Annotated in this window: 1 protein-coding gene and 1 pseudogene; both read right to left on the reverse strand. The window is 62.7% G+C overall.

What is annotated here, in order from left to right:
- A pseudogene (locus B4E36_RS07945) lies at nt 1-392 on the reverse strand (DNA polymerase III subunit gamma/tau); the annotation flags it as partial.
- A 127-nt stretch (nt 393-519) separates the two neighbouring features.
- Nucleotides 520-990 (reverse strand): YbaK/EbsC family protein, encoded by a 471-nt coding sequence (locus tag B4E36_RS07950; protein ID WP_345900210.1) that lies wholly within the window; start codon nt 988-990, stop codon nt 520-522.
- Between the last annotated feature and the right edge of the window lie 58 nt (nt 991-1,048).

Below are 1,048 nucleotides of genomic sequence, written 5' to 3' on the forward strand. Positions count from 1 at the left end.
GGCCGGTAGCGCACCTGATCGATGATCTCGCGGATATCGTCGATGCCGGTATGGGAGGCGGCGTCCATCTCGATCACGTCGACATGACGGCCTTCCATGATCGCCTGGCAGTGCTCGCCGAGCTCTTTCAGCTCGATCGTCGGCTTGTCGACGGTATCTGTCTTGTAATTGAGGCCGCGAGCGAGAATCCGGGCGGTGGTGGTCTTGCCGACGCCGCGCACCCCGGTCAGCATATAGGCTTGGGCAATGCGGCCGGTCTCGAAGGCGTTGGTCAGCGTGCGTACCATCGCCTCCTGTCCGACCATCAGGTCGGAGAAGTCCTTGGGGCGGTACTTGCGCGCCAGAACGCGGTATCCGGCGTCTTTTTCGCGCTGCTGTTCGATATCGGCCATTGCCACCTTTCCTGTCCGGTTTTCGACCGGGTTTTCAACAATAGCCCATGCCGTGCGGCCCTGTCACAGGGTGCGGCTCAGTCTGGCAGAGCTTTCGGCGAAATGCACAGAATTTCTGAGGCCGAAGTCAGGCCGCGGGCTCGGCACAGACATCGACCCAGTCCGCGCCGGTGATTTCGGCAAGTCTTTCGGGCGCAATCCGGATCGCGGCATTGCGGGAGCCTGCCGCCGGCACCACCTCGTCGAACGCCTTCAGGCTTTCATCGCAGTAAACCCTGATCGGGTTTGCCAGACCGAAGGGGCAGACGCCGCCGACCGGATGGCCGGTGATCGCTTCGACCTTTTCGAGCGGCAGCATTTTCACCTTGCCGCCAAAGGCCGCCTTGGCCTTCTTGTTGTCGATCCGCGCATCGCCGCGCGCGACCAGCAGAAACACGTCATCCCTGACGCTGAAGGACAGCGTCTTGGCGATCTGGGCGGGGGCGACGTTATGGGCGTTTGCTGCCTCTTCCACCGTGGCGCTGGAGGCTTCGGTCTCGATGATGTCGATGTCGGGGGCTGCCGTGTCGAGATGGGCGCGCACGCTTTCAAGGCTCATGGCGTCTCCGGAACGATCCGTCGATAAGGTGGGAGGCCGGCACGATGACCCGTACACA

Origin of the sequence: Martelella sp. UBA3392 (assembly GCF_002358775.1) — a bacterium.
Lineage (GTDB): Bacteria > Pseudomonadota > Alphaproteobacteria > Rhizobiales > Rhizobiaceae > Martelella > Martelella mediterranea.

Bases quoted from the DNA above. Each gene is read 5' to 3' on its own strand.
- B4E36_RS07950 (WP_345900210.1), bottom strand. From the start codon at position 990: ATGAGCCTTGAAAGCGTGCGCGCCCATCTCGACACGGCAGCCCCCGAC.